The sequence below is a fragment of the Mycobacterium conspicuum genome, assembly GCF_010730195.1.
Classification (GTDB): Bacteria; Actinomycetota; Actinomycetes; order Mycobacteriales; family Mycobacteriaceae; genus Mycobacterium; species Mycobacterium conspicuum.
Window position 1 is genome coordinate 235,090 of sequence record NZ_AP022613.1, and the last position, 15,389, is coordinate 250,478.

General features: G+C 68.7%; 14 protein-coding genes. 9 read left to right on the forward strand and 5 right to left on the reverse strand.

What is annotated here, in order from left to right; genetic code table 11:
• From G6N66_RS01080 to G6N66_RS01110, 7 genes are read left to right on the forward strand one after another with little or no spacing between them, the layout of a single operon-like run.
• A complete protein-coding gene (locus G6N66_RS01080; RefSeq protein WP_085236293.1) occupies nucleotides 1-477 on the forward strand; it encodes a (2Fe-2S)-binding protein in 477 nt (158 codons plus the stop codon).
• Nucleotides 474-2,873 (forward strand): aerobic carbon-monoxide dehydrogenase large subunit, encoded by a 2,400-nt coding sequence (locus tag G6N66_RS01085; protein ID WP_085236295.1) that lies wholly within the window; start codon nucleotides 474-476, stop codon nucleotides 2,871-2,873. Before G6N66_RS01080 ends, G6N66_RS01085 begins: the two co-directional genes overlap by 4 nt.
• An 8-nt stretch (nucleotides 2,874-2,881) precedes the next feature.
• Nucleotides 2,882-3,769: an XdhC family protein gene (locus tag G6N66_RS01090; RefSeq protein WP_085236297.1), complete on the forward strand. Its 888-nt coding sequence runs from the start codon at nucleotides 2,882-2,884 to the stop codon at nucleotides 3,767-3,769.
• Nucleotides 3,766-4,635: an AAA family ATPase gene (locus tag G6N66_RS01095; RefSeq protein ID WP_085236299.1), complete on the forward strand. Its 870-nt coding sequence runs from the start codon at nucleotides 3,766-3,768 to the stop codon at nucleotides 4,633-4,635. Before G6N66_RS01090 ends, G6N66_RS01095 begins: the two co-directional genes overlap by 4 nt.
• Before the next feature lie 13 nt (nucleotides 4,636-4,648).
• Nucleotides 4,649-5,323 (forward strand): SRPBCC family protein, encoded by a 675-nt coding sequence (locus tag G6N66_RS01100; RefSeq protein ID WP_085236301.1) that lies wholly within the window; start codon nucleotides 4,649-4,651, stop codon nucleotides 5,321-5,323.
• Between the two features lie 6 nt (nucleotides 5,324-5,329).
• The gene (locus G6N66_RS01105; RefSeq protein ID WP_085236302.1) at nucleotides 5,330-6,538 is read left to right on the forward strand and encodes a vWA domain-containing protein; all 1,209 of its coding nucleotides are present in this window, start codon (nucleotides 5,330-5,332) and stop codon (nucleotides 6,536-6,538) included.
• A 9-nt stretch (nucleotides 6,539-6,547) separates the two neighbouring features.
• On the forward strand, nucleotides 6,548-7,879 hold the full coding sequence (locus tag G6N66_RS01110) for an adenylate/guanylate cyclase domain-containing protein (protein ID WP_179968242.1): 1,332 nt from the start codon (nucleotides 6,548-6,550) through the stop codon (nucleotides 7,877-7,879).
• Between the two features lie 7 nt (nucleotides 7,880-7,886).
• Here the strand turns inward: G6N66_RS01110 and G6N66_RS01115 are convergent, their stop codons facing one another.
• The 3 genes from G6N66_RS01115 to G6N66_RS01125 form a co-directional block, all read right to left on the reverse strand.
• Nucleotides 7,887-8,942 (reverse strand): beta-propeller fold lactonase family protein, encoded by a 1,056-nt coding sequence (locus tag G6N66_RS01115; RefSeq protein ID WP_085236306.1) that lies wholly within the window; start codon nucleotides 8,940-8,942, stop codon nucleotides 7,887-7,889.
• Nucleotides 8,943-9,035: 93 nt separating this feature from the next.
• Nucleotides 9,036-11,156 (reverse strand): xanthine dehydrogenase family protein molybdopterin-binding subunit, encoded by a 2,121-nt coding sequence (locus tag G6N66_RS01120; protein ID WP_197747032.1) that lies wholly within the window; start codon nucleotides 11,154-11,156, stop codon nucleotides 9,036-9,038.
• Nucleotides 11,143-11,616, reverse strand: a complete 474-nt coding sequence (locus tag G6N66_RS01125) for a (2Fe-2S)-binding protein (RefSeq protein WP_085236308.1) — start codon at nucleotides 11,614-11,616, stop codon at nucleotides 11,143-11,145. Before G6N66_RS01125 ends, G6N66_RS01120 begins: the two co-directional genes overlap by 14 nt.
• A 36-nt stretch (nucleotides 11,617-11,652) precedes the next feature.
• On the opposite strand from G6N66_RS01125, the gene G6N66_RS01130 reads away from it, so the two are divergent.
• Nucleotides 11,653-12,786 (forward strand): glycoside hydrolase family 76 protein, encoded by a 1,134-nt coding sequence (locus G6N66_RS01130; protein WP_085236310.1) that lies wholly within the window; start codon nucleotides 11,653-11,655, stop codon nucleotides 12,784-12,786.
• On the opposite strand, the gene G6N66_RS01135 is transcribed toward G6N66_RS01130, so the two are convergent.
• Entirely contained in the window at nucleotides 12,744-13,427 is a 684-nt protein-coding gene (locus G6N66_RS01135; RefSeq protein ID WP_085236312.1) for a DedA family protein, read from the reverse strand. The genes G6N66_RS01130 and G6N66_RS01135 overlap by 43 nt on opposite strands.
• A 76-nt stretch (nucleotides 13,428-13,503) precedes the next feature.
• On the opposite strand from G6N66_RS01135, the gene fbaA reads away from it, so the two are divergent.
• Nucleotides 13,504-14,538 (forward strand): class II fructose-bisphosphate aldolase, encoded by a 1,035-nt coding sequence (gene fbaA, locus G6N66_RS01140; protein WP_085236548.1) that lies wholly within the window; start codon nucleotides 13,504-13,506, stop codon nucleotides 14,536-14,538.
• Here fbaA and G6N66_RS01145 read toward each other — a convergent pair whose 3' ends face one another.
• Nucleotides 14,539-15,339 carry an Rv0361 family membrane protein gene (locus G6N66_RS01145; protein WP_085236314.1) on the reverse strand — a complete coding sequence of 267 codons (801 nt, stop codon included), beginning with the start codon at nucleotides 15,337-15,339 and terminating at the stop codon, nucleotides 14,539-14,541.
• Between the last annotated feature and the right edge of the window lie 50 nt (nucleotides 15,340-15,389).

Sequence of the window (15,389 nt, forward strand, 5' to 3'; positions counted from 1 at the left end):
ATGCAGGTGAACATGACCGTCAACGGTGAGCAGGTCACCGCCGACGTCGAACCCCGGATGCTGCTGGTGCATTTCCTGCGGGATCAGCTGCGGCTCACCGGAACCCACTGGGGCTGCGACACCAGCAACTGCGGAACGTGCGTGGTCGACGTCGACGGCGTACCGGTGAAGTCCTGCACGATGCTGGCGGTGATGGCCTCGGGCCACAGCGTCCGCACGGTCGAAGGCCTCGCCGCTAACGGCCAACTCGACCCGGTGCAGGAAGGATTCATGCGCTGCCACGGGCTGCAATGCGGCTTCTGCACACCGGGAATGATGATCACCGCCCGCGCCCTGCTGGACCGCGACCCGGACCCCGACGAGGAAACCATCCGGGAAGCGATTTCCGGGCAGATCTGCCGCTGCACCGGATACACCACGATCGTGCGCTCCATTCAGTGGGCCGCGCAGCACCCAACCGTGGAGGCGCAAGCATGACGACCATCGAGTCCCGCCCACCGTCACCGGAAGACACCGCGGATAACGACCAAAAGCCGTGCGGCTACGGGCGAATGCTGCGCAAGGAGGACCCCCGATTCATCCGGGGCCGCGGCAACTACGTCGACGACGTCACGCTGCCGGGCATGCTGCACCTGGCCATCCTGCGCTCGCCGTACGCGCACGCCCGCATCGCGGGCGTCGATGTGACTGCCGCACAGGCACATCCGAAGGTCAAGGCGGTGGTGACCGGCGCCGACCTGGCCGACAAGGGCCTGGCGTGGATGCCGACGCTGTCCAACGACGTGCAGGCCGTGCTGGCCACCGACAAGGTGCGCTTCCAGGGCCAGGAGGTGGCGTTCGTCGTCGCCGAGGACCGGTACTCGGCCCGCGACGCCCTGGAACTCATCGACGTCGACTACGAGCCGCTGGAACCCGTCGTCGACGTGCGCACGGCACTCGCCCCGTCGGCGCCGGTGATCCGCACCGACCTGGAGGGCAAGACCGACAACCACTGCTTCGACTGGGAGACGGGTGACGCCGCCGCCACCGACGCGGTGTTCGCGCACGCCGACGTCGTCGTCAAGCAGGAGATCGTCTACCCCCGGGTGCACCCGGCGCCGATGGAAACCTGCGGTGCGGTAGCCGATTTGGATCCGGTCACCGGCAAGCTGACGCTGTGGTCAACCAGCCAGGCGCCGCACGCGCACCGCACCCTTTACGCGTTGGTCGCCGGGCTGCCCGAGCACAAGATCCAGGTCATCTCGCCCGACATCGGCGGCGGATTCGGCAACAAGGTGCCGATCTATCCCGGCTACGTGTGCGCGATCGTCGGGTCGCTGCTGCTGGGCAAGCCGGTCAAATGGATGGAGGACCGCAGCGAGAACCTCACCTCGACGGGCTTCGCGCGCGACTACATCATGGTCGGCGAGATCGCCGCCACCAAGGAGGGCAAGATCCTGGCGATCCGGTCCAACGTGCTGGCCGACCACGGCGCGTTCAACGGCACCGCGGCGCCGGTGAAATACCCGGCCGGCTTCTTCGGGGTGTTCACCGGCAGCTACGACATCGAGGCCGCCTACTGCCACATGACCGCGGTGTACACCAACAAGGCGCCCGGCGGGGTGGCCTACGCCTGCTCGTTCCGGATCACCGAGGCGGTCTACTTCGTCGAGCGGCTGGTGGACTGCCTGGCCTTCGACCTGAAGATGGACCCGGCCGAGCTGCGCCTGAAAAACCTGCTGCGGCCCGAGCAATTCCCCTACAAGAGCAAGACCGGCTGGGTGTACGACTCGGGTGACTACGAGGCCACCATGCGCAAGGCGATGGACATGATCGGCTACGACGCGCTGCGCGCCGAGCAGAAGGAGCGCCGTGCGCGCGGTGAACTGATGGGCATTGGGATGTCGTTCTTCACCGAGGCGGTCGGCGCCGGCCCGCGCAAGGACATGGACATCCTCGGCCTGGGCATGGCCGACGGCTGCGAGCTGCGGGTACACCCCACGGGCAAAGCCGTTGTGCGGCTGTCGGTTCAGACCCAAGGCCAGGGGCACGAGACGACGTTCGCGCAGATCGTCGCCGAGGAGTTAGGCATCCCGCCCGACGACATCGAGGTTGTGCACGGCGACACCGACCAGACACCGTTCGGGTTGGGCACCTACGGCAGCCGGTCCACGCCGGTTTCCGGTGCGGCCGCGGCGCTGGTCGCGCGCAAGGTGCGCGACAAGGCCAAGATCATCGCCTCGGGCATGCTGGAGGTTTCGGTCGCCGACTTGGATTGGGAGAAGGGCAAATTCCACGTCAAGGGTGACCCGTCGGCGGCGGTGACGATCCAGGACATCGCGATGCGCGCGCACGGCGCGGGCGACTTGCCCGAGGGCATCGAGGGTGGCCTGGATGCCCAGATCTGCTACAACCCGGAGAATCTCACCTATCCGTACGGCGCGTACTTCTGTGTGGTGGACGTCGATCCGGGCACCGCGGTGGTCAAGGTGCGCCGTTTCCTGGCCGTGGACGACTGCGGCACCCGCATCAATCCGATGATCATCGAGGGCCAGGTGCACGGCGGCATCGTCGACGGCATCGGGATGGCGTTGATGGAGATGATCGCCTTCGACGACGAAGGCAACTGCCTGGGCGGGTCGTTGATGGACTACCTCATCCCGACCGCGCTGGAGGTGCCGCATCTCGAGACCGGGTTCACCGTCACGCCGTCGCCGCACCACCCGATCGGCGCGAAGGGCATCGGCGAATCGGCCACCGTCGGGTCGCCACCCGCGGTGGTCAACGCCGTGGTGGATGCGTTGGCGCCGTTCGGGGTTCGCCACGCCGACATGCCGTTGACGCCGTCGCGGGTGTGGGAGGCCATGCAGGGCCGCGCGAGGCCACCGATCTAGCGAGCCACATGACCATCAGTGAACGAGCCCAGCAGCTGTTGGCGGCACGAACACCGTTCGTGCACGCCAAGGTGGTGCGTGCCCAGCCGCCCACCTCCGCGCACGCCGGCGATGAGGCAATCCTGTTGGCGGACGGCACAATCGAGGGGTTCGTCGGCGGGCAGTGCGCGCAGAACTCGGTGCGCAAGGCGGCGCTGGGTGTGCTGCAGGCGGGCGAAAGCGTGCTGCTGCGCGTGCTTCCCGACGGCGACGTGCACTTCCCCGAGGCCCCCGGCGCCTGCGTGGTGGTCAACCCGTGCCTGTCCGGGGGCTCGCTGGAGATCTTTTTGACGCCGCAGCTGCCGGCGCCGCTGATCCGGGTGTACGGGGCCACCCCGATCGCCGACGCGCTGGTCGATCTGTGCGGCGTGCTGGGCTACGAAGCCCGACGAGACGCACAGCGCGACACCGATCTGGCCGACGCCGACGCGGTGGTGATCGCCAGCCACGGCGGCCCGGAGGCCGAGATCATCCGCGCCGCACTGGATAACGGCGTCGGGTATATCGGCCTGGTGGCCAGCAAGGTGCGCGGCGCGTCGATCCTCAACGAACTCGAACTGTCCGACGCCGAGCGGACCCGCATCCACACGCCGGTCGGGTTGCGCATCGGCGCCAAGACCCCGGCGGAGATAGCGGTGTCCATCGCGGCCGAAATCATTGCCGCCGTGCGTGACGGCAGCCTGGCCCGGCACGGCGCGCCGGCCGAGGGCGGGCCGGCCGAGGCCGTCGACCCGGTGTGCGGCATGACGGTGCCGATCGGACCCGCCACCGAGCATTTGCAACTGGCAGGCGCCGACTACTGGTTCTGCGGCCCGGGATGTCGGGCGGCGTTCGCTGCGGGGAAAGCGGGCGCATGACCCTCACGGGCCCCGACGACGTGATCCGCCAGTTCGACGCGCAGGACTATTTGCTGGACACCGGAACCGCGTCGGCGATCTACCTTGCGGTCACGCTCGGCCGGCCGCTGCTGCTGGAGGGCGAGCCCGGCGTCGGCAAGACCACCGCGGCGAAAGCCCTTGCGGCGGTGCTGAACACCACGTTGATTCGGCTGCAGTGCTACGAGGGTCTGACGGCCAGCGAGGCGCTCTACGACTGGAACTATCAGCGCCAGCTGCTGTCCATCCGGCTGGCGGAGGCGAAAGGCGGCGCGATCGAAGAGGCGGACCTGTACAGCGAGACCTATCTGGTGGATCGGCCCATCCTACGCTGTGTGCGGCATCGCGGACCGATCCCGCCGGTGTTGCTGATCGACGAAATCGACAGGGCCGACGATGAATTCGAGGCGCTGCTGCTGGAGTTCCTCGGCGAGGCCACGGTCACCGTGCCCGAGCTGGGCACCTTTACGGCGGAGCGCCTGCCGATCGCGGTGCTGACCTCCAACCGCAGCCGCGACCTGCACGACGCGCTGCGCCGGCGGTGCCTGTATCACTGGATCGACTACCCCGAGCCGGCCCGGGCGGCCGCGATCATCCGCCGGACGGTGCCGGGGGCGAGTGCGCCGTTGATCGAGCATGCCACCCAATTCGTGGGGCGCGCACGCGATCTCGACCTGGACAAGCCGCCCGGAGTAGCCGAGACCATCGACTGGGTGGCGGCGCTGGTGTCGCTGGGGGCGGCCGATCTGGCGGACGATTCGGCTCTGACCAGCCTGGGGGCGCTGGCCAAGACGCCGGACGACCGTACCCTGATTCGCGACGCGTTTATCGAATACAGCCGCACCTGAGAGGACCGCACCTATGAAGATCGCCAACCAGTTCACCGTCAGCGCGCCGATCGAGCAGGCCTGGGACGTGCTGTGCGACCTGGAGCAGGTGATCCCGCTGATGCCGGGCGCGCAGCTGATCGGCCACGAGGGCGAGGACTACCTGGGCAAGGTCAAGGTCAAGGTCGGGCCGGTGACCAGCGAATTCAGCGGCAAGGTGCGGTTCGTCGAACAGGACCGTGCCCAGCACCGCGCCGTCATCGACGGCAAGGGCAAGGAGGCGCGGGGCACCGGCAACGCGGCCGCCACCGTCACCGCCCAGCTGCACGAGGACGGTCAAAAGACCCGTGTCACCGTCGACACCGATCTGAAGATCGTCGGCAAGCTGGCCCAGTTCGGCAGCGGAATGCTGCAGCAGGTGTCGGAGAAGCTGCTGGGCCAGTTCGTGGAGTCGCTGGAAGCCAAGCTGGCCTCAGAAGGCTCAGAAGGCTCGGCAAGCCCGGCGGGCCCAGAAACGCCAGCCACGGCCAGCGCGCCGGGTACCCCGAACGGCCAAGTCGCCGGGCCCCGCCACGCCGCGCCCGCCGCCGAGCCCGCCCCCATCGACCTGCTGGAGCTCACCGGCGCCGGCCAGCTGCAGAAGTACGCTCCCGTCGCGGCGGCGGTGCTGGCCGTGCTGGTCTTGATCTGGTGGCTGGGGCGGCGCTAACTGGTCATGAACACCCCGCTGCTGTTTCGCGGCGTCGACCTGGCGGCGTTCGCGGCGGCACTGGTGGCGCGCCTGCGCAGCGGCGGGGTCGCGGTATCAGCCAGCGGCCAAGCAACATTCGTGCAGGCGCTGCAACATCTGGTCCCGCACACCACAGCGGAGCTGTACTGGGCGGCCAGGCTGAGCCTGGTCAACCGCAGCGAAGACCTGCCCGCCTTCGACGCGGTGTTGCGCGAGGTGTTCGGCAGCATCCAGTCCGGTGACACCCGAAGGCCCGAGTCGCTGCTGCCGATTCCGGGACCCAAGACGCCCGCGGCCGGCATCGTGCAACCCGCGAGTAGCCCGGCCCAGCCGGGCTCGGACAGCGGGGCACGGCTGCCCTGGGTCACCCGCCGGGCGGCCGATCAGGACGCGGCGGCCGCCGGCGTCGTCCTGCCCGATGTGCTACCCAGCCGCATCGCCGCGCTCGCCGACGAGCCGTTCGACCAATTCGATGCCGACGACCTGCGGCTGCTGGGTTCGTGGTTGGAGGGCGCGGTGCCGCGCTGGCCTCGGCGCCGCAGCCTGCGGTCGGAGCCCAGCCCGCACGGCAAGCGGATCGACCTGCGGGCCACGATCAACGCGTCGCGGCGGACCGGGTGGGAGCAGGTGCTGCTGGCGCGCACGCGCCCCCGCCGGCGTCCCCGCCGGGTCGTGCTGGTCTGCGACGTGAGCCGCTCGATGCAGCCCTACGCGGCGATCTATCTGCATCTGATGCGCGCGGCGGTGCTACATCAAGCGCGGATGCGCCCGGAGGTGTTCGCGTTCTCGACATCGCTGACCCGGCTCACCGCGGTGCTGTCGCACCGTTCCGCCGAGGTGGCGCTGGAACGCGCCAACGCGCAGGTGACCGACCGCTACGGCGGCACGTTCATCGGCCGCAGTCTCGCCGCCCTGCTGGCGCCGCCCGACGGTAACCTGCTGCGCGGCGCGGTGGTGATCATCGCGTCCGACGGCTGGGACAGCGACCCGCCCGATGTCCTCGGGCACGCGATGGCCAGGCTGCGCCGCCGCGCGGAAGTCCTGGTCTGGCTCAATCCGCGTGCGGCACAGCGCGAATTTCAGCCGCTGGCCGGTTCGATGGCGGCGGCGCTGCCGTTTTGCGATCTGTTCCTGCCGGCGCATTCGCTGACCGGCCTGCGCGAATTTCTGCTGGCGCTGACTCCCGTTCGATAGGCTTCCGCCGTGCCCGGCGTGGAAGGCGTGAAAGGCGCGAACGGCGAGGTGGTAGCGGCACCCGCGCACCTCAGGGGCCCGCTGCTGCACCTCAAGTCGGCGAACGTGGAGCGCGATCGGCACTACGCCGACAGGGTGACGCGCCGGCGGCAAGTCCTCAACATCACCACCGGGATGGCCGCCGCGGTCTGCGCCAGCTTCGCGGCGATCGAATTGATGACGACGCGACTGTGGCCGGTCGCGGGGATCAACGCGGCGACGGCCCTGATCTTCGCCCTGGTTCCCCTGCTGCACCGGTTCGGTGATTTGGTGGCCCCGCTGACCCTGGTTGCCACCGCGGACACGTTCATGATCGTGGTCGGCTGGAAGATGGGCACGCACACCGGAATCGCCTTCTTCTTCGTGATGTCCGGGTTGGTGGCCGTGATGGTGCTGGGCTCCGAGCACATCGCGGTGGCCTCGTTCGTGGTGACCACCAGCGCCGCCCTCATCATCACGATCAACTACGTCCGGCCCGTACGCACCAAGGCACAGCCGGTCTGGGCGATGGACCTTGGCTTCGCGATCTCGGCGGTCGCCGCGTGCGGGATGATCATCGCGACGGTGTGGTACACGCAGCGCGAGATGGAGGGGGCCCAGCGAGCGATCGAGCTGGAGCATGCACGCTCCGAGGCGTTGCTCACCAACATCTTGCCGACCAGCATCGCGGCCCGGCTCAAGAACCCGCATACCACGATCGTCGCCGACAAGTATGACGACGCCTCGGTGCTGTTCGCCGACATCGCCGGCTTCACCGAACGCGCCGCCCACACCACGCCGAACCAACTGGTGGCTCTGCTCAACCACGTCAACACGGCCTTCGACCAGCTCGTCGAGCGGCACGGCCTGGAAAAGATCAAAACCACCGGCGACTGCTACATGGCGGTCAGCGGCGTGCCCCAGCCGCGGCCCGATCACCTGGAGGCGCTGGCGTGCCTTGCGCTCGACCTGGCCGACGTGTCGAACCGGCTGACCGATCACACCGGCGAGCACGTGCCGATCCGCATCGGGCTCAGCGCCGGCCCCGTGGTGGCCGGCGTCGTCGGCACCGCCCGCTTCTTTTACGACGTGTGGGGCGACGCCGTCAACGTCGCCTCCCGGATGGAGTCGACCGGCGTCGAGGGGCGAATCCAGGTCCCGCAGGACGTGTACGAAAAGCTCAAGGGGGACTTCGTATTTGAGGAACGCGGCGAGATTGCGGTGAAGGGCAAGGGCCTGCTGCGCACCTGGTTTTTGGTCGGCCGACGCACGGCCAAAGAAACTAGTGAGTCAGCGGAATATCCTCTGCCGCAACGGATTTGATGACGGGCTAACGCCGTTCGAACACCCACACCGAGCTGTCGCCGCGGTTGGCGACATAGACGCTGTGGCTGGCCGGATCGACCGCCACCCCCGAGGGGGCCATGCCGCCGAACTCGACGTGGCGGATATCCCTGATTTTCTCGGCCATCGTGCCGGTGACGACCCGCTTCGGACCGTCGATCACCGACACCGTCCACCCGCGGCTGTCGGTCACGTAGACGGTGTGGGTAGTCGGGTCCACCGCGACCCCCTTGGGTGCGCCTCCGACGCGCACGGTGGCGATCATGGTGCGCGCCGAGCCGTCGATCACCGACACCGTGGCGCCGTCTCGGTCGGCGACGTACACGGTGTGGGTGCCCTGGTCCACCGCCACCCCGTCCGGATAGCCGCCGGCCCACGCGGTGGCGGTGAGGGTGTGCTTCGAGCCGTCGATCACCGACACCGTGTTGTCGCCGCCGTTGGCGGCATAGACCGTGTGGGTGCCCGGGTCGACGGCCACCGCCTGCGGGTTCCTGCCGACGAACACGGTGGCGGTGACGGTGCGGGTCGAGCCGTCGATCACCGACACGGTGTTGTCGTCGCTGTTGGCGACGTAGGCGGTGTGGGTGCCCGGGTCGACCGCCACCGCGGCCGGCTTCCTGCCGACGGGCACGGCGGCGGTGACGGTGCGTTTGGAGCCGTCGATCACCGACACGGTGTTGTCGTCGCGGTTGGTGACGTAGGCGGTGTGGCTGCCCGGGTCCACCGCCACCCCCTCGGGCTTTTTGCCGACGGGCACGGTGGCGGCGACGGTGTGTTTCGAGCCGTCGATCACCGACACCGTGTTGTCGCCGCTGTTGGTGACGTACACCGTGCGGGTTCCCGGGTCCAACGCCACCCCGACCGGGTTCTTGCCGACGGGCACGGTGACGGAAGCATATGTTGCGCCTCCGCACCTACCGAGGACCACGGCCAGCGCGGCGACACCCACGACGGCGAGCACGCCCGTCACCACCAGCCGCTGGCGCTTCCGACCCAGGCCCAGCCAGCGCTGGTCCTCTGCTGCCTCACGCTTTAAAAGCATTTCCCCTATACACCGGCATCCCTGGCATTACCGCACCTCCGCTAGCGATTCTGCCTCTTTACGGCGGCTACATCCACCAGGCACGCTGGACCACTAGTCGGGCATCGCCGCGACGAGCTGGTCGGCGGTCAGCGGCAACGAGCGCACCCGGATGCCCAGCGCGTCGTAGACGGCGTTGCCGATGGCCGCGGCCGTCGGGCCCTGCGCGCACTCACCCACGCCGAGCGCCGGATTGCCTTCGGCGGCAACAATTTCCACGTCGACGGCGGGAACCTCGGAGAACCGCAATATCGGGTAGGTCTCCCAGGTGTCGCTGGTGACGTTCAGCCGGTCGAAGCGCACCCGCTCCTTGAGCGTCCAGCTGGTGGCCTGGATGGCGCCGCCCTCGATCTGGTTGACCACCCCGTCGGGGTTGATGACCAGCCCGGCATCGACGGCGATCACCAGCCGGCGCACCCTGACCTCGGTGATCGCCTCCACCTCGGCGACCACCGCGCAATACGCCGACGAGTTCTTGTACCGCGCATAGCCGATCCCGTGCCCGATCGACCCCGGCGGGGACCGGTGCGCCCACCCGGCCCGTGACGCCGCGGCGTGCAGCACCGCGCGTCCGCGCGGATCCGACAAGTGCGCCAGCCGGAACTCCAGCGGATCGCGACCCGCCGAGGCGGCGAGCTCGTCCATAAACGATTCCGCGGCAAAGACATTGAGATGAGCGCCCAGCGAGCGCAGCGCCGACGTGCGCAGCGGCATGTCGGTCAGTAGGTGGTTGGTCACCCGATGGGCCGGAAAATCGTAGCCGGGCACCGCGTTTCGTCCGGCACCGCCGCCGTGCTCCAGCGGCGGCTCCCCGCCGGCGCGGATCGGTTCACCGCCGGCGCGGTGACTGGCCGCCAGCAGCGCGTTGGTCGCCGTCGTTCCGGAACGGCCCATATAGCTGCCGCTGAAGATCTCGTGGCGCCAGGACACCACGCTGCCGTCGTCGGCGCAATCGGCGGCGACCTCGACCACGGCCGCGGGACCAAAAGGCGCCCAAGCCAATTCATCGGAGCGCGACCAGACCACGTGCACGGGTCGGCCGGGCACGGCCCGCGCCAGCAGCGCGGCATCCATCGCCGCGTCGTCGGCGCCGTTGTGCCCGTAGCAGCCCGCTCCCTCGACGTGGCGCACCACCACCGCATCGACCGGCAGGTCAAGTGCCGCAGCCAATTCGCGTCGCAGCACGTGGACCCCCTGACTGTGTGACCACACCTCGAGACGGCCGCCGGGATGCGCGAGCGCCGCCGCGGCCGACGGAGCGATCGAGGCGTGCGCCAGGTACGGCCGGTGATAGCGCGCCGAGTGCGACCTGGTCGGCGCGCGGTTGCCCGAGGCCTCTTTGAGCGCGAGCACCGACGTCTCGGCGTGCGCCGAAACCAGATACCCGGGCAGGTCGTCCTCGTCCGGCAGGGTCGGCCGCTCGTCCCAGCTGGCGGCGCGGCGCAGCCGCTCGGCGGCGCGCACCGCGACTTCTTCGCGCTCGGCCACCACCGCGAGGAATTCACCGTCCCGCACGACGGCGACCACGTCCGGCAGCGCGTCCACGGGCGCGGTGTCGACGTGGCGCAGCGTCGCGCCGCGCGACGGAGGGCGAACGACCCGTCCGTACAGCTGACCGTCGAGGCTCAGGTCGTGCAGGTAGCTCGGTCGCCCGGTCAGCTTGTCGGGGAGATCCAGCCGGGCCACGGCGGTGCCGACCAACCGATAGCCCGACTCCGGCTTCGGCGCCGCCGCGCCGGTGGCTTCGCGATCCAGCAGCATGTCGTCGGCGAGCTCCCAATAGCTGGTGCTCTGCTGGTGCGGACCGGTGATCTCACCGTCATCGACGTCCAGCTCGTCGGGCGCCACGGCCAACTTGGCCGCCGCGACCTCGAGGTAGATGGCCCGCGCCTCGGCGCACGCCTGGCGCAGCGCCGCCCCGGACAGCTGGATCGACAAACTTCCGGCGGTAAAGCCCTCGTCGGGACTGAAATCGGTCGCCGCGGCGATCATCCGCACGCGCGTGACGTCCACGTCGAGCTCCTCGGCGGCGATCTGGGCCAATGCCGTCAACACGCCCTGACCCAGCTCCACCTTGCCGGAGCGCACTTCCACGACGCCGTCCGACCTGATCCGAATCCAGTTCGCCAGAACCGGATTGGCGGCCAGTGACAGCGGCAGGTCAGCAACGGTCACCGGCGTGCCTCATCTCCGCCGCCGCATCCAGCACCGCTGCAACGACCCGGTTATGCGAGCCGCACCGACAAAGGTTGGCGTCCAACGCCGTTCGCACCTGCGCCTCCGTCGGGTCGGGGTTTTCCGCCAACAGCGCCGCGGCGGCCACCACAATCCCCGACATGCAATACCCGCACTGCGCAGCCTGCCCGGCGATCAGAGCGCGGGCGACCGGATGCGGCGCGCCGTCGGCGCCCAGGCCCTCGACGGTGCGAATCGATTGGTCCGCCACCGACGACGCCGGCGTCTCGCAGGAGTAGATGGGCCGCCCGTCGGCCAGCACGAAGCACGCGCCGCACAAGCTGAGGCCGCAGCCAAACCGCGTCCCCTTCAGGCCCAGGTGGTTGCGCAACACATACAGCAGCGGCGTGTCGTCTTCGGCGCTAACCTCGCAGCGCCGCCCGTTCACGGTCAGTTCCATCACTCCAGCATCCACGGATTAGGGCAGGATCGACTCATGGATCAGGTATGGGCGAACCGGGCGGCCACCGCCGAAACCGCGGTGACGCGGCGGCACCTGAAACATCTCTGGGCACTGCCGGGAACGCAGTTGGGCGTGGTGTCCTGGCCGTCGGACCGCTCAGACCGGCTGTTCGCCACCTGGCACTACTGGTGGCAGGCGCACTTGCTGGACTGCCTGATCGACGCGCAGCTGCGCGACCCGCAGCCGCAACGGCGCACCAGGATCGACCGGCAGATCCGCGCGCATCGGCTGCGCAACAACTTCCGCTGGACCAACAACTACTACGACGACATGGCGTGGCTGGCGCTGGCGCTGGAACGCGCCGAGCGGTTGGTCGGTGTGCGGCGCCGCCGCGCGCTGCCCAAGCTCGCCGACCAGCTCGTCAAGGCCTGGGTGCCCGAGGACGGCGGCGGGATCCCGTGGCGCAAGCAAGACCAATTCTTCAACGCCCCGGCCAACGGGCCGGCGGGGATTTTCCTGGCCCGCTACGGCGACCGGCTGAAAAGGGCCGAGCAGATGGGGGACTGGATCGACCAGACGTTGATCGACCCGGAGACCCACCTGGTGTTCGACGGCATCAAGGGCGGTTCGCTGGTGCGCCTGCAGTACACCTACTGCCAGGGTGTGGTGCTCGGGCTGGAAACCGAGTTGGCGGCCCGTACCGGAGCGGAGGCCCGGCAGCGGCACGCGGCGCGGGTGCAGCGGCTGGTCGCCGCCGTCAACGAGCACATGGCGCCGTCGGGTGTCCTGCAGGGCGCCGGCGGCGGCGACGGCGGCCTGTTCGCGGGTGTCACCGCGCGTTATCTCGCGCTGGTCGCCACCACGCTGCCGGGGGAGTCGGCCGACGACGCCGTGGCCCGCGACACCGCCCGCAAGATCGTGTTGTCCAGCGCGAAATCGGCGTGGGATTACCGGCAGACCGTCGACGGCCTGCCGATGTTCGGGTCCTTCTGGGACCGTGACGCGCAGCTGCCGACAGTGGGCGGCGACCAGGGCCAATTTGTAGCGGGCGCGGTGACCAGTTCGCAGATTCCCGAACGGGACCTGTCGGTGCAGTTGTCGGGCTGGATGCTGATGGAGGCGGCCTACAGCGTCACCGCTGAGTCGTCCGACTCATCGGTCGCCTGAGCGGGCTTGCGCCGCCCGCGGTACCCGCGCCAGGCCGCGATGAACGCGGGAATCATCGACACGAACAAAATGGCCAGGATGATCTTTTCCAGGTTCTGGTGTACGAACGGCACGTTGCCCAGGAAGTAGCCGGCCACCGTGACTCCGCCACCCCACAGGACCCCGCCGACGATGTCGAAGCCCAGATACACCGGATACCGCATGTACGACACCCCGGCGACCACCGGGGTGAACGTCCGCACGAACGGCATGAACCGCGCCAGGATGATCGCCCACGGCCCGTACTTCTCGAAGAACGCGTGCGACTCCGTCACATAGTGCTGCTTGAAGAAGCGCGAGTCTTCCTTTTTGAACAGCGCGGGACCGATCCGGCGGCCGATGAAGTACCCGGTCTGGTCACCAAGCACGGCGACGACGGCGACCGCCGGGGCCAGCACCCAGATGTCCAGCGTGCCGTGGGCGGCCAGCAACCCGCCGGTGAACAGCAGTGACTCACCCGGCAGCAGCGGGAACAGCAGCCCGGTCTCCACGAAGACGATGACGAGGATCGTCGGCAATACCGCCGAGGCGAACAGACCCTGGGGTCCGATCCAAAACATCGGGTCGAGGATGCTCCCCGAGGCCAGCACGGTGGTGCTCATGATGCTTCAACATACCGGCGTTGCCATACTGGGCAGCGCCACCATCGGGGCCCAGTCGTCAGGAAGGAAGTCCCTCATGCCCATCGCCACGCCCGAGATCTACGCGGAGATGTTGGGACGCGCCAAGGAAAACTCGTACGCCTTCCCGGCCATCAACTGCACGTCCTCGGAGACCGTCAACGCCGCCATCAAGGGCTTCGCCGACGCCGGCAGCGACGGCATCATCCAATTCTCCACCGGCGGCGCCGAATTCGCGTCCGGCCTGGGGGTCAAGGACATGGTGACCGGCGCGGTCGCGCTGGCCAAGTTCACCCGCACGATCGCGGCCAAGTACCCGATCAACGTCGCACTGCACACCGACCACTGCCCCAAGGACAAGCTGGACACCTATGTGCGCCCGCTGCTGGCCATCTCGGCCGAGCGGGTCGCCGCCGGCAAGAATCCGCTGTTCCAGTCGCACATGTGGGACGGCTCCGCGGTGCCGATCGACGAGAACCTCGCCATCGCCAAGGAGCTGCTCAAGGAGGCCGCGGCGGCCAAGATCATCCTCGAGGTCGAGATCGGCGTCGTGGGCGGCGAGGAGGACGGCGTCGAGGGCGCGATGGACGACAAGCTGTACACCACCCCGGAGGACTTCGAGAAGACCATCGACGCGCTGGGCCACGGTGAGCACGGCAAGTACCTGCTGGCCGCCACGTTCGGCAACGTGCACGGCGTCTACAAGCCCGGCAACGTCAAGCTGCGCCCCGACATCCTGGATCAGGGCCAGAAGGTCGCGGTCGCCAAGCTCGGCCTGCCCGACGGCGCCAAGCCCTTCGACTTCGTGTTCCACGGCGGCTCGGGATCGCTGAAGTCGGAGATCGAGGAGGCGCTGCGGTACGGCGTGGTGAAGATGAACGTCGACACCGACACGCAGTACGCGTTCACCCGGCCGCTGGCCGGTCACATGTTCGCCAACTACGACGGCGTGCTCAAGGTCGACGGCGAGGTGGGCAACAAGAAGGTCTACGACCCGCGCAGCTACCTCAAGAAGGCCGAGGCTTCCATGACCGAGCGGGTCATCGAGGCGTGCAACGACCTGCACTGCGCCGGAAAGTCAGTAAGCGCATAACTACCCGCTGGGGGACTGGCAGATCTTCCACTGATCGTCGCGAAACTGTAGGTCCAGGCTGCGTGTCGACCGCAGCGCCGGGTCGTAGGCCATGAACGTGGTGACGTTCGCCTCGGCGTGCTGGCCGTTGACCACGACCTGGTCGATGCTGGCGATCACCGGGAACTGCTTGGCGGCCGACACCCGCCGGTAGGTCTCGTCCCAGGCGTGCTCGTCGTAATCCACGTAGCCGTCGCGGGTGGTGCCACATGTGATGCTGCGCAACGTTTTCAGGTCGCCTCGTTGCACCGCGACGTCGAAGCTCTGGATGGTCTGGCGCACCTGGTCTTCCGGCGAGGTCGACACGGATTTGTGCTTGGTCAGCAATACCGTGCCCAGGATCGCGATCGCCGCCACCGCCAGGACGATCACGACGATCGCGAGCACCCAGCCCCAGTTGTATTGCCGCGAGGTCGCCAGCTTCATGCCCCGCCGAGGCGGAATCGATTGTGGCGTAGCGGTTTTCGGTGAACTCTGAGCATGCGGGGGTGGTGCGGCCTGCGGCGCCGGGCCCGGCTTACCCGGTGGGGTGGCGAAGACTTCCGTCGCCGGCTCGGCGGGGGTGGCGATGATCGCGGTCTCCTTGGCGTCGAAGCCGGGTGCCGTGAACCGCCGCTCGCGGGGTTGTCCCTCGGTCTGCTCCTCCGGTTCACCCTCGGGATCGGAATGGATCACCACCGTCTCGGTCTCCGAGTCGTTCGGCACCAACGGCTGGGCCTCGGTGAGCTCTTCGTCGCGGTCAGGCTCGGGTGGATTGGGCATCAGTGCGGCTTCCTCCCGCTGTCGAGTCGATAGTTGGAGCTTAGCGACCG